The organism is Brevibacterium epidermidis NBRC 14811, from assembly GCF_001570805.1.
Lineage (GTDB): Bacteria > Actinomycetota > Actinomycetes > Actinomycetales > Brevibacteriaceae > Brevibacterium > Brevibacterium epidermidis.
Window position 1 is genome coordinate 97,488 of record NZ_BCSJ01000006.1, and the last position, 20,180, is coordinate 117,667.

Below are 20,180 nucleotides of genomic sequence, written 5' to 3' on the forward strand. Positions count from 1 at the left end.
CGGTTTCCGGATTCTACTTCGCAACAAAATAGACCAGTGGTCTTGATCTAGAGGTGTGTCCTGTGCCTCAATAGTGTCGTGACGAAATTCCATGCCATCCGCGACCAGCTCCTCGACCGCCTCGAGGGCATGGCCGCCGGTGAACAGTTCCCGCCGGAACGACAGCTCGCCGAGACCCTCGGCATCTCGCGGATGACCCTGCGCCGCGCCATCGACGAACTCGTCGCCAAAGGCATGGTCCGCAGGCGTCACGGCACGGGCGTCTTCGCCCTCGGCCCGAAGCTCGACCAGCCGCTGGCCGCGAGCTCCTTCACCGAAGACATGCTCGCCCGCGGCATGCGCCCCGGTTCCCATATCCTCAGCTTCGACACCGCCGAGGCGGGAGCGCACATCGCTCGCCAACTCCACATCGCTGAAGACGACGAGGCCATCGCGATCCTGCGCCTGCGCCTGGCCGATGACGAACCGATCGCCCTCGAAGAACTCCACGTCCCCTCCGCCCTCGTCCCGGGACTGAGCGCCGACGATCTCGAGAACCAGTCCTTCTACGAACTCCTGCGCCGCAACTTCGGCATCAGCCTCAACCACAGCATGCAGACGATCGAACCAACCCTCCTCGACGCCGGCGAAGCTCAACACCTCGGCGTCGAAGAGCTCTCACCCGCGCTGCTGTTCGAACGCATCTCCCGCGGCGCCGATGACCGGCCCTTCGAGTTCGTCCGCTCCGTCTACCGCGGCGACCGCTACAAGGTCCGCACCGAACTCACCATCCCCGCCCCGTCGGATGCCGGCGCAGTCCCCGCCGCAGACACCGCCCACACAGGAGGAGAGCAGCCATGATCATCGCCGGACTCATGACCGGAACCTCCGCCGATGGCCTCGACCTCGTCATCGCCGAGTTCCTGCCCGACCCCACCGTCGGCTCCGACCTCGTGGGCGCGGATCCCACCACTCTCACGGTGCGGATCCTCGCCGAACGCGAAACTCCGTTCGATGACCAGCTCGCCGCCGACATCCTCCGCCTCCTCGAACCGACAGATCTTCCGCTGTCCCTGGTCAGCAGCGTCGACGCCCGGCTCGGCCGCTTCTGCGCCGAGGCTCTGTCGGAACTCTGCACCGACCATGACCTCTCACCCGACCTCGTCGTCAGCCACGGACAGACCGTCCGCCACGACATCACCGACGGCCAGGTCACCTCGACTCTCCAGCTCGGGCAGCCGGCCTTCATCGCCGAACGACTCGGTGCTCCCGTGCTCTCCGATGTCCGCTCTCGCGACGTCGCGGCCGGGGGACAAGGTGCCCCACTCGTCGGGCTGCTCGATTCCCTGCTGCTCTCCGAGGTCGAAGCTCCGACCGCGGTGCTCAACCTCGGCGGAATCGCGAACATCACCGTCATCACTCCCGGTCAGGACCCCATCGCCTTCGACACGGGCCCGGCCAACGCCCTCATCGACATCCTCGCCCGCCGCATCACCGACGCGCGGCAGAGCTATGACCGCGACGGCGCGCTCGCCGCAGCCGGCACCACCGACGAGGATCTGCTCACCGCGCTCCTCAGCGAACCCTTCTACGGCCGCCCCGCCCCGAAATCAACGGGCAAGGAACTCTTCCACGCCGCCTACCTCGACTCATTCCTCGAAGCCCACCCCCACCTCGGCGAGCATGATCAGATCGCCACGGTCACGGCGCTGACCGCGCGCACCATCGCCGAGGCTGTCCGAGACCACGATGTCACCACCGTCATCGCCTCGGGAGGTGGGACGAGGAATCCTGAACTCATGCGCCGCCTCGGCGAGGAATTGGGTGAGGGCATCGCCGTCACGAGCACGGATGAGGCATTCGGGCTGCCCGAAGGCAGCAAGGAAGCACTGCTCATGGCACTCCTCGGATGGCTGAGCTGGCACGGACTCGACGGCACCGCACCGAGCCTGACCGGGGCAATCGGGCCGCGGATCGCGGGCCGGTTCACTCCGGGGGAGGGACCGCTGCGTCTGCCCGAGCCCCTCCGCCGGCGACCCACCCGGCTGAGACTGGCGGACTGAACCACGGCAGGCGCCGTCGCTGCGGCCCTGCCGTCACACCAACCCCGACACATTCCACAACTGAACCCGACACACTCCACACCCCAACAAGGAGACACCAATGCAGATCATCGACCTCCTGGTGATCATCGCCTATCTCGTCGCAACGGCGTGGCTGGGACTGGCGCTGAGCGGCAAGCAGAGCAGCCTCAAGGGCTACTTCCTCGGCGGGCGCGACCTGCCGTGGTGGGCCGTCTGCCTGTCCGTCGTCGCCACCGAGACGAGCGCGCTCACCGTCATCGGCATCCCCGTCATGAGCTACCTCGGCGACCTCAACTACCTGCAGCTGGGACTCGGCTACATCGTCGGCCGCGTCATCGTCGCCTACTTCATGCTGCCGCGCTACTACGACGGTGAGATGATCACCGCCTACGCCTACCTGGGCAAACGCTTCGGCCAGTCGACGCAGACCACCGCCGGCGTGACCTTCCTGTTCACCCGTTTGCTCGCCGACGGCATCCGCGTGCTCGCCGCGGCCATTCCGCTCAAGGTCATCCTCGACGGGCTCGGCATCCACACGAACTACTTTGTCATCATCGTCGTCCTCTCCCTGGTCACGATCGTGTACACGTTCATCGGCGGCATCAAGGCCGTGGTCTGGGTCGATGTGGCGCAGATGATCCTCTACGTCCTCGGCGGGATCCTGGCGATCATCATCATCTCCGCATCGATCGGCGGCGGATGGTTCGCCGAGGCGGTCGAAGCCGGAAAGGCGAACATCTTCGTCTTCGAAGGCAACCCGATCTCCGCAGACACTTCGTTCATTCCATCGGTGCTCGGCGGTGCCGTGTTCGCCATGGCCTCGCACGGCTCCGATCAGCTCATCGTCCAGCGTCTGCTGTCGTGCCGGTCGAAGATCGAGGCGCAGAAGGCCCTCATCACCTCGGGCTTCGTCGTGGTCGTCCAGTTCGCGATCTTCCTCCTCGTCGGCCTGGCACTGTGGGCGTACTACGATCACGCGCTGCCGGCGGACCTCGGTCTGACCCGCGACGACGAGATCTTCCCGCTGTTCATCATCGAAGGCCTGCCCACGGGAATCTCCGGACTGCTGCTGGCCGGCATCCTCGCCGCCGCGATGTCGACGCTGTCCTCGTCGCTGTCGGCCCTGTCGTCGTCGACGGTCAACGACGTGTACGCGAAGCTCAAGCGCACCCCGATGACCGACGAACAGGGATTCAAGGTCGGCCGCTGGGCGACGATCGGCTGGGGCATCGCGTTCATCCTGCCTGCCACGGTCTTCGAATCCGACTCCGGCAACATCGTCATCCTTGCCCTCGGCATCGCCGGCATCACGTACGGCGGTCTGCTCGGTGCCTTCGTCTTCGGCATCGTCAACAAACGGGCCCGAGCCGTCGATGCGAACATCGCGTTCGCCCTGGCCGTGGCCGTCAACGCGTTCTTCTTCGTCATGGAGAAGTACGTCACCGGTGAGGTGTGGGTCGCGTGGCAGTGGTACCCGCTGCTCGGTGTCATCGTCACCTTCATCGTCGGCGGCCTGCTCGGTCTGCGCCACAAGACCAAGGTCGAAGAACCCACCATCGCCGAGGCGGAAGGAAGCACCCGTCCATGACCTCCTCCCAGCCGGGCTCAGCCCGCCCGTCCCCGCCGTCGGAATCGACGCCGGCGAAGTCGACCGGACGTCCCCTGTCACCGACGGAGCAGCGCAATCCGGCGAGCTCCGGCCTCGACGGCCTCGACACCCTCGGGGTGCTGCGAGTCCTCAACGCCGAAGACCACGCGGTCATCGATGCGGTCGCCGCTGCCCTGCCGCAGCTGGCCGAACTCGTCGACATTGCCGCTGACCGCATGCGCCGAGGCGGTCGTGTCCACTACTTCGGCGCGGGCACCTCGGGACGGTTGGGAGTCCTCGACGCGAGCGAACTCCTGCCGACGTTCAACCTCGAGCCGGGCCGGGTCATCGGACACATCGCTGGTGGTCAGGCGGCCCTGGTCAACGCCGTCGAGAACGCCGAGGATTCCGGTGCCGACGGATCCGCGGCCGGTGCGGAGCTCGGGCCAGACGATGTGGCCATCGGCATTGCCGCGAGCGGGTCGACCCCCTACGTCGGCGGGGCGCTCGACGCGGCACGGGCGAACGGTGCCCACACGGTGCTCATCTCGAACAACCCGCACGCCTCCCTGGCCGCGAAAGCCGATGTTCATATCGTGCTCGACACCGGTCCCGAGGTGATCACCGGCTCCACGCGCCTCAAGGCAGGCACCGCGCAGAAGCTCACCCTCAACGGGTTCTCGACCGCGCTCATGGTCGCCCTCGGCCGCACCTGGGACAACCTCATGGTCTCGGTCGTCGCGACGAACGCGAAGCTGCGCGAACGCACCGTGCGCATCCTCCGCGAAGCCGCCGACCTGGGCGATGCCGACGCGCGGACCTTGCTCGAGCGCTGCGACGGCGATCTCAAGACCGCCATCGTCGTCTCCTTCACCGAGGCGGCCCCCTCCCTGGCAGCGTCGACCCTGGAGACCCATGACGGTTCGGTCAGGGCAGCGATCGCCGAACTCGTCGGTGCAGATGCGCCAACCGAGTCGGACAAGGCCTCCGGACCGGACGACACCGGCCCGGGTACCGTGGGCGCATGACCCTCGTTCTCGGCATCGACATCGGCGGCACCGGCAGCCGGGCCGCGCTCGGCGAGGTCGATGACGCGGGGTCCGCCCCACGCATCATCGACCAACTCACCGGCACTCGCATCGAGATCGGATCGAGCGGCAGCACGGTCCTCGACGTTGTCCGGGAACTCGTGAGGTCGGCCGCCGAGACCTGGCCCGACCGTTTCTCAGAGGTCAGCGGCATCGGCATCGGCGCGACCGGCATCGCATCGCTCGCCGAAGATCCTTCCGCCGTCCTGGCGGAGATCTCTGCCGAGCATGGAGTGCCGGCGGTCGCCGCCATCGATGCTGTGACCGCCCACCTCGGCGCACTCGGCGGGACCGGTGGGGCGATCACAGTGCTCGGAACCGGGGCCATTGCCATCGCTCATCCGGGGCCGGACGAATCAGGCAACTGGACATCAGCTTGGTCACGCGCCGACGGCTGGGGGCATCTCTTCGGTGATCGTGGGGGAGGAGCCTGGCTAGGCCGCCAAGGTCTCGAACTCGCTCTGCGCACGCATGACGGAACCGACGAACGAGGCCGTGCCCTGCTCGAAGCCGCCTCCCGACGGTTCGGAACACCTGCCTCGTGGCCGGGTCAGTTCTATACGCGTAATGACCGGGCCGGACTGCTCGCTGAGTTCGCCATCGACATTGCCGAGACTGCTCGCTCCGGTGACGTAGCGTCAGCTGACCTACTCCGGGAAGCGGGACGAGAGGCCGCCCGCAGCGCCGTCGCCGCGGCGCGCAGGTCAAGTCGCGCGGACTCCGCCGCAGGTCGCTTGGACCGTACTGCTGGCCAACAGATCCGCGTCGCGCTCACCGGGGGAGTCGCAGCCGCGGGCAGCCACCTCGTCGAGGGATTCCGCATCGAAACCGGACACCTGGACCCGAACGTCACCATCGTCGAATCTGCTGGCGGACCGCTCGCTGGGGCACTCACGCTCGGTCACCTCGGTGCCGGTGGGAAGCTGGGCGCGCAGGACAGGGCCATCTGGACCTGACCAGGTGTCGATCAACGTGAACCTCGAAATAGTCGTCTCCAGCGACGACTATTTCGCACTGCGCGTTGACTGAGGCGAATTCAAGCCCCCGCCTGACGCACCATACGCACTTCGCGCACCCCGTCGTACTCGTCGGTCTTGATGGTGCCGTCGGAGACGAAGCCGTTCTTCGAGTAGAACGCCTGTGCGCGCGGATTCGGATCGGCCACCCACAGCGCAGTCGTCACGGACGGATCGATGACGGCATCGAGGAGATCCTGACCGACGCCCGTACCGTGCATGGAGCGATAGGCGTAGAGGACATAGAGGTGCCGATCCTCGGGGCGCGCTGCTCGGTTCTGCTCGTGCTCGGTGCCGTCGTTCGCGCTTCCAACGTTTTCCGGCGGGCCGGACATCGCGATGCCGACTAACCTGGCCTCGGATTCGGCGACGGCGCATGTGAATTTCGTTGGGGCCGCCTCGGCGAGGATCTGTGCCCACATCCGCTGTCTTCGATCGATGAGATCGGGAGCGTCGAGGAGTTCGTCGGGCATGATCCCGCGGTAGGTCTCACTCCAGGTATCGACGTGGACGCGCGCCATGGCTGCGGCGTCGGCGGGCACGGGCGAGCGGACTGTGTGGGCCATGACTGGATGCTACCGGCCGAGGCGGGTGGGAGGAGCGGTCTGCGGCACGAAATGTTCACCTGACCTGCATCTGCAGACAAACAGCTGTCCAGTCGGGGCACCCAGGATCGAGAGAGTGAGAGCGAACCGCGAACCAGTCACCGCCGTCGAAACACACTCTGCACGTCCATGGATCTCGGCTCGATTCCGAGCTGGCTCCGAACCCGTTCTTCCACCCACAGACCTCGAGCTTCCCACCGGGCAGCGGACTCCCGCCTACCGGTTCTTCGAAGCTCTGCCGGCGACGATCAGCTTCACGGCGGTCGGCCTCGTGTTCATCCTCCCGTTCGTCGATGCGATGCTCGGAGCGGTCTATGTGCTCGCCATCGTCGGGTTGATGTTCGTCCGCGCAATGCTCGGCGCCGTCGACGTCGCCCGTGGGTTCCTCCGGTATCGCCGCAGCGCCCGCGTCGACTGGGCCGCCAGACTCACCGACCTGGAACGCGCCATGGACGGACGTCCCTCCTTGGCACACCCTCGCGGCGGATTCCGTGCTGCCGACCATGCAGCCCTGGTCGCGCAGGTCAGCGCCGATCCGCGCTCGATCATGCGTCCTTCGACTCTGCTCCACGCGGTAGTCGTGGCTGCATATAACGAGCCCTACCCAGTCATCGCGGACACCATCCGCACCCTGCTGCACACCTCGACGAAGCCCGAGCAGCTCCTCGTCTTCTTCGCCCACGAAGAACGCGGGGGACCGGCGATGGCCGAGACCGCGCGTCGGCTCGAAGCCGAATACGGCCACCGTTTCGGAGCCTTCGTCCTCGTCGAGCACCCGGCAGGACTGCCCGACGAGATCGCCGGTAAGGGCGCGAACATCACCTTTGCTGGTCACCGCCTGGCCGAATGGGTCCGCGACCAGGCCATCGACCCACGCCGGGTGATCGTCACGAGTCTCGACTGCGACAACATTCCGCACGAGTCCTACTTCGACTGCGTTGCCTACGAATATGCGATCGCCCCGGACCGGGAGCGTCTGTCGTTCCAGCCGATCAGTCTCTACATCACGAACATCTGGGATGTGCCGGCTCCGTCGCGAGTGGTCGCGAGCGCGAACTGCTTCTGGAATCTCACGACCACTGTTCGGCGGCTCGCGCTGCGCAACTTCGCCTCCCACGCACAGCCGCTGACTGCTCTGGTCGAGATGGGCTTCTGGTCGAAGCGGACCATCGTCGAGGACGGTCACCAATACTGGCGCAGCTGGTTCCACTTCGACGGTGACTACCGGGTCGTGCCCATCCACGTCCCGATCTTCCAGGACGCCGTGCAGGCGGGAACGTTCAAGGCCACGATGGTCGCTCAGTTCAAGCAGCTCAGCCGCTGGTCCTATGGGGCCTCCGACGTTCCCTACGTCGGGGTGCGGGTCTTCGCGCCCACAGCTCGGTCGCCGTTCTGGCCCGGCGTGCTTCGGTTCTTCTCCCTGCTCGAAGGCCACGTCAGCCTCGCCTCGATCTCGATCATCATCGCCATCGGCGGCTGGATCCCCTTCGTCGTGGCCACGCAGACGGGGCAGGCCACCTCGTTGGTGGAACGCATGCCGATGACTGTGGGCATCATTCAGCAGATCGGCATGATCGGTCTCATCGTCTCCATCGTCGTGTTCAGCTCGCTGCTGCCTCCCCGACCGATCCATGTCCCGCGCGAACGCCGATTGACGATGTGGCTGCAGTGGCTGCTCTATCCGCTCACGCTGCTCGTGTTCAATTCGTCGACGGCGCTATATTCGCAGTGGTGCCTGCTCACCGGCCGCTACCGGGAACGCTTCGACGTCACGGAGAAGATGGCCGGCGGACGGTCCCGTTGATCCGGAGAAACCCCATCCCGATCCCAGCCTCCTCGGACTACGCTGGGACGTGAACGCTGCTTATCGAATCCATCGAGCCGAGAGCCGAGGAGGGTGTCATGATCGACACCGCAACCGACACCGACAGCACGAACACCGCCCGACATAACATCGAACACGTCGACTGCATCATCAGCGGCGGCGGTCCCGCAGGCATAGTCGCCGGGCTGCTGCTCGCCCGCGGCGGGGTGAAGGTCGTGGTGCTCGAGAAGCACGAGGACTTCTTCCGCGACTTCCGCGGCGACACCATCCACCCGTCGACCCTGCGACTGCTCGACGAACTCGGGCTCTATCATCGCTTCGCCCGCATCACGCACCGCCGCGTCGAGGACGTCACCTTCACCGGGCGCAGCGGCGAAGACATCCTGCTCGCCGACTTCACCCGCCTCGACCTGCCGCATCCGTTCATGACGATCGCACCCCAGTGGGACTTCCTCAACCTGCTCGCGAAAGCGGGGGAGGACGAACCGAACTTCGACCTCCGGATGGGCGTCGAGGCCACTTCGCTGATTTGGGACGACGATCGTGTGGTCGGTCTGCGCGCACAGAACTCCACCGTCGCCGAGGCGGCACCCCCGACGGAAGTCGAATTCCGTGCACCGCTCGTCATCGCTGCCGACGGCAGATGGTCGAAGGCCCGCGCAGAGGCGGGGCTGTCCATGAGAGAGCTGCCGTCGACGATCGATGTGTGGTGGTTCCGCATCGACACCGAGGCGGTCCTGCCCGATTCCGTGGCCCCTCGAGGCGGCAACGGAAAGGTCTTCGTCGCGATTCCCCGCGCCGGACACGTGCAGATCGCCCGTCTCATTCCGAAGGGTGTGGACGAGCGCCTGCGTGCCGAGGGCATCGAAGCGCTGCGTGACGCTGTCGCTGAGACGTACCCACAGCTCGCTGCGGACGTCGGCAAGGTCGAATTCGACGATGTGAAGCTGCTCGACGTTCGTCGCAATGAAGCCAGACGATGGTTCGCCGACGGTCTGCTGTGCATCGGCGATTCCGCACATGCGATGAGCCCGCTCGGCGGGGTCGGGGTCAACCTTGCAGTGCAGGACGGCATCGCCGTCTCCCGGATGCTTGCCGAACCGCTGCGTTCAGGATCGGTGCGGCCATCAGAGCTTCGGCGTCTGCAACTGAGACGACTGCCGACCACTCGCGCTGTCGAACTCCTGCAATCGGGAATCCACCGGATGGTCGAACCCGCCGTCCACGGACACCGGCCCATCCGCCCACCTGCACCGGTGGAGTGGCTGCTGACGACATTTCCCGCGCTCACCCGCATACCGGCGCGCATCCTCGGTATCGGCATCACTGCCGAACACGCCCCGGACTTCGCCCGAGATTCCGGTTTTCCTCAAGCAGCCTCGACGGTCAGCACTAGTGCCTCAGCGAAGACGGATCCGTAGAGTCAAAGACATGAACTCACTATTCGACTCCATCCGCAAAATCGGTTTCCGTCGCGGCCCTGACCGCATCCTCGGCGGCATCGCCGGAGGCCTTGCTCAGATGACCGGAATCAACGTCTGGGTCATGCGACTCATCGTCCTCGCCTCGTTCCTGCTCCCCGTGCTCGGAATCGGCGCCTACCTCGTCGCATGGATCCTCACCCCGTGGCAGGACAATTCGATCCCGCTGCAGCAGGTATTCGGCGGTCGCTCACTCGAGTGAGCTCAGCCTTTTAGCTGAAGTCCGCAGTGATCCTCTGCGCTGCACCGTCGAGCCGGATGGTTCCTCCGTGCGGAAGGATCCACTGCGGCCTGGTGTGGCCGAACGGCACTCCGACACAGACCACGGCTTCGGGGTTGTACTTCTGCACCTCGGCGATCACAACGTCGCGTTGAGCTCCGCGCAGCCGCTCTCGCTCATCCGACGAGGGAACCGGTTTCCGCAGCTCACTGACGGGAGGCCGCGCCATGATGACGCCTGCGGCAGCGGCCAGGATTCCACGTTCGCCGAGGCTGCGCAGCGAACGCTTCACCATGATGGCCGGCGGCACTTCTTCGCTGGTTTCGAACAACAGGATCTTGCCGCTGAGGTCCTCGGTCTCCGGCATCCGCCCGGCGATCGCGATCTGATCGATGACCTCGATGCACCCTCCCCACGTACGCCCCTCGACCGACTTCATCGGTCCGGCCCACGTCCACGGATCCGTCGGCTCACGCACACCGAACTCGGTCAGCGACCGCGGATCTTCCCATTCCACGCCATAATCTTCCGAGACGCCGGGATCTGTCAGCTCGATTTCGCCGCCGTCGAGGAGTGCGGCACGAAGTGATTGCAGGTGGATGTCATCGACCTGCGGACCTGCGCCGAGGTGGACCTGCGTTGACCCGCCGTAGTAACTGGGTACGCCCAGACCCCAGAGCAGATGATGCAGGTTGGTGTTGTCGCTGTAGCCGAAGAAGGGCTTCGGATCGTTCCTCACAATCGCGGTATCCACATGAGGAACGACGGTGACCTCATCGTCGCCTCCGGTGGTGGCGATCACTGCGCGAATCCGCGGATCGGCGAATGCAGCATTGATGTCCGCCGCACGAGCTTCGGCGGTGGCACCCAGCTGCCTAGTCGTGGGGAACTCGATGGGCACGAGGCCGGTGCCTTCGGCGAGCCTGCGCATGGCCTGGTCGTGGACCGCCGCCGAGATCGAGGGCGCCGCGAACGAAGGCGAGAGAACCGCTATGCGGTCTCCTGGGCGAGCTTTCGGCACAGACATGAACGACTTCATTCGCCAATTACATCAGCAGGCTTGTGAAACCGCGACCCGAAATCCTCTCAACCGATGGGAAACTCATCGGGCCAGCAAGTCTTCGGCGGCCGCTCGATCGATTGACGACACCTGATCAGCTCAGCGTTCGCTGTCCAATTGGGCCATCAGGGCGCTCGGGTAGCGGTCACCGCGCACTTCGGAGTCGGCGAGCACGTCATTGATCGCGGCGAGATCGTCCGAACTCAAAGCCACCTCGGTGCTGCTCATCGTTGCACGCACCTGATCGACGGTGCGCGAACCGACGACGGGGACGATGTCCTCGCCCTGCGCCGCGACCCAAGCGATCGCGAGCTGGGGAAGGGTGATCCCCTTCGCCGAGGCGACCCTGCCCAATGCCGAAACGATCGATTCGTTGTGGGCCAGGTTCTCCCCCTGAAAGCGAGGGAACATCGCCCGGTTCCCTCCGGTCTTGCCCGCGAACAGCCCCTTCGCCAGTGCTCCGTATGCGGTGATGCTGATGCCGAGGTCGCGGCAGGCGGCAAGTATCCCGTTGGACTCGATGGAGCGGGTGAGCAGGGAGTATTCGATCTGCAGATCGCTGATCGGGGCGACGGCTGCTGCCCGGCGGATCGTCTCCGCTCCGACTTCGCTCAGGCCGATCGACCGGACATATCCGGCCTCGACGAGCTCCGCGATCGTTCCCACGGTTTCTTCGATCGGAACGTTCGGGTCGAGCCGTGCCGGCCGATAGATGTCGACATGGTCGGTGCCCAGGCGGCGCAGCGAATAGGACAGAGAGTTGCGGACCGCATCGGGGCTGCCGTCGAAGCCGATGAAAGAGCCATCCGGAGCGAGTACGGCACCGAACTTCACCGAGAGGACGACCTCGTCGCGACTGCGCTCGGCCAACGCACGGCCGATGAGCATCTCGTTGTGGCCGGCACCGTAGAAATCACCGGTATCGATGAGGTTGCCGCCGTCGTCGAGGTAGGAATGGATCGCAGAGATGCCCTCAGCGTCGGAGGTCGGACCGTAGGCACCGGACATGCTCATGGCGCCGAGGCCGGGTGATGTGACGATGGGTCCTGCGGTACCAAGTTGGCGGTGGTCGATGGTCTGTGTGTTGTTTTCAATAGTCATGTCAACGAGTCTGCTCGCGTTGCGCATTGGTGAGAATGCTCTGGCGATCCAGGGATAAGTTGTCCCTGGATACTGTCGAACAGCAGGCAGATAATAGGTCAATGACTGATCGCTAGGGCCTCGCTGATTTCCTCCGTCGTCGCCGCGAGAGCTTGCGACCCGAAGATGTCGGGGTCGCCGGCTCGGATCGCAGACGAACCCCGGGGCTGCGGCGCGAGGAAGTGGCGATGATGGCGGGTGTCTCCGTCGACTACTACTCCCGCCTCGAACAGAGCCGCGGTGCGACGCCGTCGGCTTCGGTAGTCAATGCGGTCGCCCGCGCCCTGCAATGCGATCGAGACCAACGCGATCACCTGCTGCATCTCGCAGGACACCCGGTTCCACCGCGCAGTTCCGACGGATATGTCCGTCCCGGACTCATCGCCCTGGCCAGTCGGCTCGACGATATGCCCGCCGTGATCGTCACCGACCTCGGCGAAGTGATCTGGACGAACCCGATGAGGCATGCGCTGTTTTCGGGTCTGTCCGATCGGCCCGGCAGGGAGAAGAACCTCATCTGGAAGTGGTTCCAAGACCCGCACTCGCGAATGATGCCGGAGGAGGACTGGGACCGAATTTCAGAAGCCCACGTGAGTGACCTGCGAGCGACTTATGCGCGCCGGTCAGGCGATCGGCAGGTGAGAGAATTCGTGGCAGACCTCATCGAGGTCAGCGCTGACTTCGCTCGGCTGTGGGAGCGACACGATGTCGCGGTGCGACATTCCGACCGCAAGACCATCATCCACGAGCAGGTCGGTCGTCTCGAATTCAGGTGCGAAGTTCTGCTCACTCCGGATGATGACATCTCGCTGCTCGTGTTCTTCCCACTCGACGGCACCGAGACCGCGAGCCGTCTGGAGTTGCTCGGCGTCGTTGGGACGCAGAGGCTGACAGCGGGAGAGACACCGGGGTAGATAGGCGTCGCCGGGCCAGCACTCACCGGGCAGGCGATCGAGTTCTGGGCGGCGAGATCGGGTCGAGTAGAATAAACACGGAACACTTCCGTGAAAAATACACGGTCGAACCCCAGACCCGATGAAGGAGACTGTCATGAGCAAGGAAATCGAACTGGATGTACGTGCTGAGATTCCTGCGCGCCGCCACGAACTGATCTTCGAGACTTATCACGGTCTTGAAGTCGGAGACGCCTTCATCCTCGTCAACGATCACGATCCTAAGCCGCTGTACTACCAGTTCGCAGCGGAGCAGGCCGGAAAGTTCACATGGGACCCGATCGAAGAGGGCCCGGAGCGCTGGCAGGTGCGCATCGGCCGGACCGAACCGACCGAGTGACCGGACAGAGATGACGGCACCAGACCAGGACGAGCTGATCACTGAACTGACAGCAGTCCTCGCGAAGAGTCTGCGGGCACTGGGAAAAGCCGGTCAACCCGACGAAGCCAGTCGTCTCGGAGCCACCGGGTGGTCGCTGCTGCGGCACGACCACCCGCGTGAGGCCGAGAAGATCAACGGTACGATGCACTATCTCGCGCGGCTTCCCGGGTCCCCGTCATCGGGTAAGCTGGCGCAGGCGGACTCGCATTCGACCTCTGAGAGCTGATGCGGCAGATCTGCGGTGGTCGATCCTCCGAGTGACCACCAGCTTGTCACTGGTCAATGCGCAAGAATGAGGGCATGAGCGAACGCGAACCCTCCGCACCGGCCAACCGCTATCCGGCAGCCGATGAATGGCAAGCAGTCGACAACTACTTCACTGAGACACTCGTCGGCGAAGATGCCGCCTTGGCCGCAGCCCGCAGGTCAGGCACAGCCACGACGATGCCGAATGCCGAAGTCGCAGCCAACCAGGGAGCGTTCCTCGGACTCCTGGCCAATATCGCCGGTGCAAAACGCGTCCTCGAATTCGGCACTCTCGCGGGCTATTCGACCATCTGGCTTGCTAGAGCCGTGGGAGAGAGCGGACACGTCGTCACGCTCGAACTCGAAGAGCAGAACGCGGCAGTCGCCGAAGAGAACTTCCTCGCCGCCGGCGTTGCAGATCGAATCGAGACGATCATCGGTCCGGCGTTGGACACTGCCGCCCAACTCATCAATGACGGCGTAGAGTCGTTCGACTTCGTGTTCATCGACGCCGACAAACCGAACAACCCCGCCCACCTCGCGGCGGCTCTTGAGCTAACCCGGTCCGGGGCGGTGATCGTCATCGACAATGTCGTCCGAAACGGGGAAGTCGTCGACGGTGACAGCGCCGATCCGCGGGTCCACGGCGTACGAAGCGTCGCCGACGCGATGGCTGCGAACCCAGACCTGGATGCCACAGCACTCCAAACCGTCGGCGAGAAAGGCTGGGACGGACTCATCATCGCGCGTCGGCGGTGATGCGAACCTGAGCGCAGGATCTACCAGACCTGTGGGGGCCTCCGGTAATAGACATCGATCGGGTCCAGGTCTATCGTCGGCGCATCCAGGAGCGACCCGATGAGCAGCAAAATGGTGATCGGGAAGAACGCGACCGCCACATAACGAGTCATTCCCCGCCAGAATCCGACGCGTCTGCCGCTGTGCTTGAGCGTGACGACTCCACACAGAGCCTGGCCAGGGGAGACCGTGCAGCCGTAGAGAACGCCGAACACCAGTGCCATCAGCGGATAGCTGATGAGAGCGACTTTGGCAGCATCGTCGACCGAGATGATGTTCACTGCGGAGAGGGTCAGCGCAATGCCGATGAACATGCCAGTGAAGAAGAGAACGAAGACCGCGTCGAGGATCCTCGCCCACCAGCGTCGAACCGATGGAGCCGGAATCAGCGGTCCACGATTGCGCCAAGGGCCAGGGCCGTGAACGGCGAGCCCAGCTTGGGCGCGGTAGTTCGAACTCATAGGGTTTGTCTTCCCTATCAGTTGGCTCTGCGCATCTCCGAAGCCAGATGGTGGGTCATCGGGACGCCGACGGCGGCCATCGCGAAGCTCGTTGTGAGGACGTCGCCGGCCAGTTCGATCGTGCGGCGGGTCTTGTCGACTTGTTTGGCCGACGCCGAATTCATCACGCGAGAGTGCAGCTCGCAGCTGAAGCCATCGGCCGCGGGAATCAATGTGCCCTCGGCCAATTCGGTCTGCCCGGTCGGCTGAGAGAGGACGAACTCCAGTGCCGAACCGTCACAGACTCGCAGATACCCGGTCTCCGTGTGCATCGGGGCTCCCTCAGGAGACCATGTTTTCTGCACATAGGTGAGGAACGGTTTCCCCGCCTCGGCGAAGGTGACTTCCTCCGTGTATTCGAACGAGTCAATAGTCGGATACTCCCCACGGCCGGCACCGCGCCAGGTGCCGATCAGTCCGGACACGGGCTTCAGCGCGGGATGCATGGGCATGGGACATTCCTTCCGAGTCCACCGGGTGTGCAGGTATCCACCACGATAGACGAAACCCCTCCGGAACACGGGAAACGTGGTGCGGAGGGGTTCATTCTGCGGTGGGCCCCGTGGGGATCGAACCCACGACCCGCGGATTAAAAGTCCGCTGCTCTACCAACTGAGCTAGAGGCCCCGCCCCATCACAAACGCAGGACACAGTCCTGCTGACGCATGATGGAGACGAACTAATAGTAGAGGTTCGCGCCCGAATTACTCAAACCAGGTCGGCCCCGCGGATCACTTCTCCAGTCCGCGCCGATCCTCACCCGTGTAGGTGCGCGGCAGACCGTCCGGCGCCTCTAGCTCCTCGGGATCAAGCGGTTCGATGACCTCGGACTCGATGGCCTTGTCCTTCTTCATCTTCCCTAGCAGGGCACGGACATTGCTCAGGCTCGCGAGCAGCTTCCGGTCCTTCTTCGGAGCGACGTATTCGGGGTCGGTTTCGATGGGGAAGACCGCTGGTGCGGCACCGAAGGCCTCCTTCGATTCGGCCGCGACCTTCCGCGCCATCTGGCCGTTGACCACAGCACCGATAACCGCACCGATGCCGAAGGGCAGCAGACGGCCGACGAACGACCCGCCGGCGCGGGCGGCGAACTTACGGATGAAGGTCTTGCGCAGCTTGCGCACGAGCAGATCGACCAGGGGAGCGGGCAGCTGCTTGGTCACAGTGGCGCCCCAGCTGCCGAACATCGACTCGACTCCGCCGTTCTGCTTGCCGAACTTCTGGATGAGGTTCTTCCCATCCTTGCCCAACATGAGGCCGAGCACCAGGGCATTCGCCCGCTTGGCGTCGGCCACCGGCAGTCCGTGGATCTCCGCGATCGCCTGGGCGAAGAGTGCCGTGCCTTCGAGGAAACCGGCGGTCTCTGCTCCAGCCACGCCGAGCGCGGCCGTCGTCCCCAGCCCCGGAACTGCCGCAGTCGCACCGACTGCCGCACCTCCCGAGGTCGTCAGAGTCAGGTAGTGGCGGCGAATGATCTTGATGAGCTCTTCGGGCGTCGCATCCGGATGCCGACGGCGCAGACTGCGCACATAGGCCAGGGCGACGGGTCGATGCACAGACAGCAGACGCGACAACATCGACTGGGCGCGGGGATTGAGGGTGCCGTCGTCATTGACTGCCAACTTCGCAGCCTTGTCGAGGCCCTTCTTCGCCACTGATGATTTTGCCACGAGAGTTCCTCCTCGTATCGGTCACTCGCGGCTGCGGGTCGCAGTCACGAATCAGACCTCAGTTTAATAGCGTCCGTTGTGAGTCCCGGGAGCGAAACCTGACCGTGCGGCGAAAGCCCGAATGTGCTCCACGTCCTAGTCCGCGCACCTCCGCAGGGACTAAACTGCCCTGACCATGTCACAGCGCGCATTCCACCGTCCCGTTCCCTTGTCCGACCTCGACTCCGTCGGCGCCGTCGACGATCCCGTCGCCCGTTCGGAGACTTCGCACGCGACCGCGGCACTGCTGCTCGGCGATTCCGAGGGCAACCGCGACGAGGCTGCCACCAGGCGCTTCGTCGAACTCGCTGATGACATCGGCTTCGAAATCATCGCCGAGATGTGGTCCGCCGCCCCCGCCGTCTCCGCACCCGGCGCACTATGGCGCCTCTACGCCCTGCGCCAATGGATCAAGTCCGCGCCCCGCGAACTCTCCGAGATGTTCGCCGACGGCCAACGCCGAGTCACCGAAGGCATCGGCTACGACGAGATCCTCGCCGGCGTCGAACTGCCCGCCGGACCCGACGAGGTGGCCCACGCCATCGACGAGATCCTCGTCGGCGCCTTCCGTGGCGACGTCGTCATCGCACTGCTGCGCGCCGCCGCCTTCGTCGGCATCTGCGCGGCTGGCACCGACAACCACGACACCGGCACCCGCCTGCGCCAACTCTCCCAAGACCTGTCCGACGCCGCAGTCGTCCATCGCCGATGCGGCCTCGACTGATCATCGGATCGTAAGTCCTCCCCTCGCCGAGGCGGCCCTGACCGACCGCATGAGCGCAGTTCCAGCCCGCTGATATTCCCACCCGGCCCCGTTCTCGACTGTGAGATTTTCAACGGACGGAAAGGCCGCCTCGGCGGTGGATTCATGAGTATGAGCGAGTATCGTAGGGGGTGGCCTTCGGGCCACCGGACGCTGGATCGCTGAAGCCCCGGGCTCCAAATTCAGCCGCTTCGAGCGGCCTTCCGCCGAGAGGCGCTCTCGGTCCAGTGTCCGGCACATATCATTGAGGCATCATGCACATTCGTCCGGCTTGTCCGGGCCCCGGGCAGGAGGAGCGCATGCGGCTCAAGCGGGTACCGCAGGACAAGGTGTTCTACGAGCGGTTGTCCGATCTCGTCTCTCAGATGCGGCAGTGCAACCTGGTGCTCGCCGAACTCTCCGGAATCGAAATCAGCGAACGACGCGATGTCGCTGACCGCCTCCGCGAGATCGGGGACAAAGCCGATGAAGACATGGGCGCAATGCTGCGAGCACTGCGCGAGAACTACATCACCCCGTTCGACCGCAACGATCTCTACCTGCTCAGCCACCACATGCGCGAGATCTGCCACCGGTTGCACGGAGTCGGATACGTTCTCGCTTCCGGGGCCTTCGACCCACTGCCGTCCGGCGTGCCCGAGACCCTGGCCGTGCTGTCGAACCAGACGGACCACACCTCGCGGATGATCACGCGGCTGCCGGGCAACCTCGACCAGTGGGACTACGTCGACTCAATCAACCGTCTGACGTACCAGGTCGAGAGCCTGCAGTGGCGGATGTCGGACGCGGTGCCGAACTCTAAACGCGGACTGACCTACATGGCGGCCGTCTCCCAACTCGGGCAGGCCTTCGTCCGCGCCGCCCACGGGTTCACCGAACTCGGCAAGGTCGTCGCAGCCATCGCGATCAAGGAGTCGTAGTCCGTGGAGCTGCTCCTGGCGGCAGTCGTCATCGCCGCGGTGATCTTCGCCGGCTCGAACGGATTCCACGACGCCGCTCTGACCGTCGGCAACGCGGTCGTCGGACGGGCGATGCGACCCGGGTGGGCACTCAGCCTGGCCGTCATCTTCAACTTCATCGGCGCGCTCCTCGGCGAGGGAATCGCAATCGTCGTGGCCAACCAGATCGTGCTCTTCTCCGGTTCGGCCGACCTCATCCTCACCAGCCTCATCATCGCCTTCGTGGCGGCGACGACGTGGAGTCTGTTCACCTACTATCTGGCGCTGCCGGTGTCGTCGACCCACTGTCTCATCGGCGGTCTGCTCGGTGCGGGAATCGTGTTCGGCTTCTCCGTCAACACCGGTGAGGCGATGGACTCCGTGGTGTGGCCGCTGGTGCTCTCACCCATCCTCGGGTTCATCCTCGCGTGGGTGCTAACGCTCATCCTGTCGAAGTCGCTAGCTTCCACCCCGCCGAAACCGCTGTTCCGCGGCGCACGCATGGTCGACTCCGTGCTCACGGCGGCACTCTCGCTTGTTCACGGAGTCCAGGACGCGCAGAAGGTCGCGGCCTTGGTCATGGTCGGAATTCTCGCCGTCGAGGCGACTCCGCACGATGGTCTGTCCATCGTCGAGATCTCCTGGCCGGTGCGCCTCCTGATCGCCGCGGCACTGGCTGCGGGCACCGGACTGAGCGGGTGGCGAGTGGTCCAGACGCTGTCGGTGCGCATGGTCCGCCTAGACCCTCTCAAATCCTCCATCGCCGATGGTGCGGCCACGATCCTCATGTACACCGCAGCCCTGATCATGCGGGTTCCGGTGTCACTGACCTTCGTGCTCGGTTCGTCGATCCTCGGTACCCAGTACGCCGGGCGCAAGGGCCACGCCAGAGCCCGGTACTTTATGCCGATGTTCGGCGTCTGGCTCCTGACGATCCCGGCCGCGGCACTGCTGGCAGTGGTGCTCGGGTGGATCGTCAAAGCCTCCGTCGGGCTCTGACGCTCGGCCTCGGACGCTCGGCCTCGGACGCTCGCAGGCGCCCGGGCCGAGCCCGATGAAATCACTGATCATGTGGCTGTCGAATCAGCCTCGCGACTTCCGTCCGAAGACGAAACCGGTGGTGATCATGGCCGCAGCGAGCACGAAGTGCAGCCAGTTGTCGGCGGTGTTGAGGCCGACGAAGTTGCCCATCGACTCCATCGGGATCACCATCCCGTAGATCCACAGAACCGCGTAGATGATGCCGCCGACGATGAGAAAGTTCTTCGCCAGTCCACGCGAACGCAGTCCGAGCATCCCGACGATGCCGAAGAGCAGATGGACAATGTTGTGGAGCACCGTGACCTGGAAGAGGCCGAGCAGCGCTGCATCCGTATGGTGTCCGGCGAAGCTGATCGAGCCGAGGTTTGCGGTGATGCCCGGGACGAATCCGAGGATGCCCACGAGCAGGAAAACTGCACCGAAGAGCCCTGAGACCATCTGCACCTGCAAACGGGTGCTTCCTGAGACTGCGGGCGACTGTGACGACATCGAGATATTCATGACGATCCTTTCCCAAAGGTGGCTGACATGAACGATTCGGAGCAGATGCCGATTCGGATGGCCGCTGGGCGAAGTTTTTCGACAGCGACTGCATAGCTCGGTCTCCTGGGCTATTTACGCCTACCGGGAACGCTGATTGGAAGCCGAGGCAGATGCCGTCGCCGAACTGCGCGGCTGATGTTGTGACACGACGGAGCGCCGAGCCCAATGTGCACACAGTGGGCTCGGCGCTCCGTCGTGTCTGAGATACCTCACATGGGTGG

At 64.7% G+C, this 20,180-nt stretch carries 22 protein-coding genes, 1 tRNA gene and 1 pseudogene; 16 read left to right on the top strand and 8 right to left on the bottom strand.

All coding sequences use genetic code 11. The features are described from left to right. The first annotated feature begins 78 nt into the window (after positions 1-78). The 5 genes from BEP01S_RS05100 to BEP01S_RS05120 all read left to right on the top strand — a co-directional run bounded on the left by BEP01S_RS05100 (position 79) and on the right by BEP01S_RS05120 (position 5,695). Positions 79-840 carry a GntR family transcriptional regulator gene (locus tag BEP01S_RS05100; protein WP_062241151.1) on the top strand — a complete coding sequence of 254 codons (762 nt, stop codon included), beginning with the start codon at positions 79-81 and terminating at the stop codon, positions 838-840. Further along, positions 837-2,042, top strand: a complete 1,206-nt coding sequence (locus tag BEP01S_RS05105; RefSeq protein WP_039209572.1) for an anhydro-N-acetylmuramic acid kinase — start codon at positions 837-839, stop codon at positions 2,040-2,042. Before BEP01S_RS05100 ends, BEP01S_RS05105 begins: the two co-directional genes overlap by 4 nt. A 100-nt stretch (positions 2,043-2,142) precedes the next feature. Next, positions 2,143-3,651: a sodium:solute symporter gene (locus BEP01S_RS05110; protein ID WP_062241152.1), complete on the top strand. Its 1,509-nt coding sequence runs from the start codon at positions 2,143-2,145 to the stop codon at positions 3,649-3,651. Continuing rightward, a complete protein-coding gene (murQ, locus tag BEP01S_RS05115) occupies positions 3,648-4,679 on the top strand; it encodes an N-acetylmuramic acid 6-phosphate etherase (RefSeq protein ID WP_083532554.1) in 1,032 nt (343 codons plus the stop codon). Before BEP01S_RS05110 ends, murQ begins: the two co-directional genes overlap by 4 nt. After that, positions 4,676-5,695 (top strand): BadF/BadG/BcrA/BcrD ATPase family protein, encoded by a 1,020-nt coding sequence (locus BEP01S_RS05120; RefSeq protein WP_062241154.1) that lies wholly within the window; start codon positions 4,676-4,678, stop codon positions 5,693-5,695. Before murQ ends, BEP01S_RS05120 begins: the two co-directional genes overlap by 4 nt. Positions 5,696-5,775: 80 nt before the next feature. Here BEP01S_RS05120 and BEP01S_RS05125 read toward each other — a convergent pair whose 3' ends face one another. Beyond that, positions 5,776-6,321 carry a GNAT family N-acetyltransferase gene (locus BEP01S_RS05125; protein WP_062241156.1) on the bottom strand — a complete coding sequence of 182 codons (546 nt, stop codon included), beginning with the start codon at positions 6,319-6,321 and terminating at the stop codon, positions 5,776-5,778. Positions 6,322-6,436: 115 nt separating this feature from the next. Between BEP01S_RS05125 and BEP01S_RS05130 the strand changes: the two genes are divergently transcribed. The 3 genes from BEP01S_RS05130 (at position 6,437) to BEP01S_RS05140 (ending at position 9,868) form a co-directional block, all read left to right on the top strand. Beyond that, complete coding sequence (locus BEP01S_RS05130; RefSeq protein ID WP_174521217.1) at positions 6,437-8,164, top strand: glycosyltransferase family protein; 1,728 nt, start codon at positions 6,437-6,439, stop codon at positions 8,162-8,164. A gap of 98 nt (positions 8,165-8,262) precedes the next feature. Further along, entirely contained in the window at positions 8,263-9,606 is a 1,344-nt protein-coding gene (locus BEP01S_RS05135) for an FAD-dependent oxidoreductase (protein WP_083532555.1), read from the top strand. Positions 9,607-9,616: 10 nt separating this feature from the next. Next, positions 9,617-9,868 carry a PspC domain-containing protein gene (locus BEP01S_RS05140; protein ID WP_062241158.1) on the top strand — a complete coding sequence of 84 codons (252 nt, stop codon included), beginning with the start codon at positions 9,617-9,619 and terminating at the stop codon, positions 9,866-9,868. A gap of 10 nt (positions 9,869-9,878) precedes the next feature. Here BEP01S_RS05140 and BEP01S_RS05145 read toward each other — a convergent pair whose 3' ends face one another. Next, positions 9,879-10,913 carry a S66 family peptidase gene (locus BEP01S_RS05145; RefSeq protein ID WP_244882084.1) on the bottom strand — a complete coding sequence of 345 codons (1,035 nt, stop codon included), beginning with the start codon at positions 10,911-10,913 and terminating at the stop codon, positions 9,879-9,881. Between the two features lie 132 nt (positions 10,914-11,045). Beyond that, a complete protein-coding gene (locus BEP01S_RS05150) occupies positions 11,046-12,047 on the bottom strand; it encodes an aldo/keto reductase (RefSeq protein WP_062241228.1) in 1,002 nt (333 codons plus the stop codon). A 131-nt stretch (positions 12,048-12,178) separates the two neighbouring features. On the opposite strand from BEP01S_RS05150, the pseudogene BEP01S_RS17215 reads away from it, so the two are divergent. From BEP01S_RS17215 to BEP01S_RS05170, 5 genes and pseudogenes are all read left to right on the top strand, one after another. Then, positions 12,179-12,391, top strand: a pseudogene (locus tag BEP01S_RS17215) (helix-turn-helix domain-containing protein); the annotation flags it as partial. A 12-nt stretch (positions 12,392-12,403) separates the two neighbouring features. Then, positions 12,404-13,000 (top strand): MmyB family transcriptional regulator, encoded by a 597-nt coding sequence (locus BEP01S_RS05155; RefSeq protein WP_280512732.1) that lies wholly within the window; start codon positions 12,404-12,406, stop codon positions 12,998-13,000. Between the two features lie 136 nt (positions 13,001-13,136). Continuing rightward, positions 13,137-13,379, top strand: coding sequence for a DUF2249 domain-containing protein (locus tag BEP01S_RS05160; protein WP_062241162.1), 243 nt, complete (start codon positions 13,137-13,139; stop codon positions 13,377-13,379). Positions 13,380-13,389: 10 nt separating this feature from the next. Next, positions 13,390-13,647 (top strand): hypothetical protein, encoded by a 258-nt coding sequence (locus tag BEP01S_RS05165; protein WP_062241164.1) that lies wholly within the window; start codon positions 13,390-13,392, stop codon positions 13,645-13,647. 74 nt (positions 13,648-13,721) lie between these two features. Then, positions 13,722-14,426, top strand: a complete 705-nt coding sequence (locus BEP01S_RS05170) for an O-methyltransferase (RefSeq protein WP_062241166.1) — start codon at positions 13,722-13,724, stop codon at positions 14,424-14,426. Positions 14,427-14,446: 20 nt separating this feature from the next. Here the strand turns inward: BEP01S_RS05170 and BEP01S_RS05175 are convergent, their stop codons facing one another. From BEP01S_RS05175 to BEP01S_RS05190, 4 genes are all read right to left on the bottom strand, one after another. Further along, positions 14,447-14,926 (bottom strand): RDD family protein, encoded by a 480-nt coding sequence (locus tag BEP01S_RS05175; RefSeq protein ID WP_083532556.1) that lies wholly within the window; start codon positions 14,924-14,926, stop codon positions 14,447-14,449. Positions 14,927-14,943: 17 nt separating this feature from the next. Further along, positions 14,944-15,417 carry a heme-binding beta-barrel domain-containing protein gene (locus BEP01S_RS05180; protein ID WP_062241170.1) on the bottom strand — a complete coding sequence of 158 codons (474 nt, stop codon included), beginning with the start codon at positions 15,415-15,417 and terminating at the stop codon, positions 14,944-14,946. Between the two features lie 102 nt (positions 15,418-15,519). Next, a tRNA-Lys gene (locus BEP01S_RS05185) sits at positions 15,520-15,592 on the bottom strand. 104 nt (positions 15,593-15,696) lie between these two features. After that, positions 15,697-16,635: a hypothetical protein gene (locus BEP01S_RS05190; RefSeq protein WP_244882086.1), complete on the bottom strand. Its 939-nt coding sequence runs from the start codon at positions 16,633-16,635 to the stop codon at positions 15,697-15,699. 175 nt (positions 16,636-16,810) lie between these two features. Here BEP01S_RS05190 and BEP01S_RS05195 point away from each other — a divergent pair, with 175 nt between their 5' ends. The 3 genes from BEP01S_RS05195 (at position 16,811) to BEP01S_RS05205 (ending at position 19,374) form a co-directional block, all read left to right on the top strand. Beyond that, complete coding sequence (locus BEP01S_RS05195) at positions 16,811-17,398, top strand: hypothetical protein (RefSeq protein ID WP_244882088.1); 588 nt, start codon at positions 16,811-16,813, stop codon at positions 17,396-17,398. Positions 17,399-17,736: 338 nt separating this feature from the next. Further along, positions 17,737-18,357, top strand: a complete 621-nt coding sequence (locus BEP01S_RS05200; RefSeq protein ID WP_062241172.1) for a hypothetical protein — start codon at positions 17,737-17,739, stop codon at positions 18,355-18,357. A 3-nt stretch (positions 18,358-18,360) separates the two neighbouring features. Then, complete coding sequence (locus BEP01S_RS05205) at positions 18,361-19,374, top strand: inorganic phosphate transporter (protein ID WP_062241174.1); 1,014 nt, start codon at positions 18,361-18,363, stop codon at positions 19,372-19,374. Between the two features lie 84 nt (positions 19,375-19,458). Here the strand turns inward: BEP01S_RS05205 and BEP01S_RS05210 are convergent, their stop codons facing one another. After that, the gene (locus BEP01S_RS05210) at positions 19,459-19,917 is read right to left on the bottom strand and encodes a DUF4383 domain-containing protein (RefSeq protein WP_235355032.1); all 459 of its coding nucleotides are present in this window, start codon (positions 19,915-19,917) and stop codon (positions 19,459-19,461) included. Positions 19,918-20,180: the final 263 nt, after the last annotated feature.